The sequence below is a fragment of the uncultured Dokdonia sp. genome (assembly GCF_947492815.1).
Taxonomy (GTDB): domain Bacteria; phylum Bacteroidota; class Bacteroidia; order Flavobacteriales; family Flavobacteriaceae; genus Dokdonia.
This window is the reverse complement of record NZ_CANLOB010000080.1, coordinates 1-778: the sequence shown is the minus strand read 5'-3', so window position 1 is coordinate 778 and position 778 is coordinate 1. Positions and strand designations below refer to the sequence as shown.

Annotated in this window: 1 protein-coding gene; it reads right to left on the bottom strand. The window is 35.0% G+C overall.

The genetic code is table 11. The annotated features are described in order from the left end of the window. Positions 1-12 precede the first annotated feature (12 nt). The coding region (locus tag Q1A01_RS23595; protein ID WP_299686026.1) for an IS1595 family transposase at positions 13-778 on the bottom strand (766 nt) is incomplete at its 5' end.

The window sequence follows — 778 nt, the reverse complement described above, 5'->3', positions numbered from 1 at the left end:
TTGTATATCCGCTTAATGTCCATTAGCTGTAATACTAGCTATTACTAGCCTATCAAATATTTTTTCTCCGAAATAGCGTCGATTTAGTTTGTATACAAACTCGTTAAGGTATAGTTGTAAGTATTTAGCTTTGATTTTATGATAGGTTCCTACAAAGTTTCGTTTAGCATTACTGATAGCTATATGAACCCATTTAAGTGTTTCTTTAGTAGTCTGTTCGCTTGATTTTTCACTCATATGTATCTCTACATAGTCAGCAATATTGACATAGGAGGTGCTTTGATCTGTAAAGACAATAGTTTGATCATCATCTATTGCTACTTGTAGGGTGTCATCAGTTTGATCAGCTTTGTGATTTGTTAGGACTTTAGCTTTAAAGTATCTGCATTGCCTTTCTACTTTACCAGTATCTATATCTTCCAGAACAGTACTTTCAGCCATTATCATCACATTAGATTTAGTTTTGCTTCCACGACCAGCTTTCTGATTCTTATGGTCTTGCTCTGAGGCTTCTATGGTAAAATAGCCTTCATCCATTTCTATCATTCCTTCTAGGGTATATCTATCATCACGTTGACCCATTGCTTTGCGAAGTTTATGAACCATAGCCCATACAGGCTCATAACGTTTTAACCCTAGTTGACGTTGTATCTCCTTTGAAGAGAACCCCTTCTTTGTCGTACTTAAAAGAAATATGGTTTTATACCAAATCATAAATGACAACTTTGAACTTTCCATTATAGTGCCACTACGTAAAGATGTCCTAGAATTACAAGAT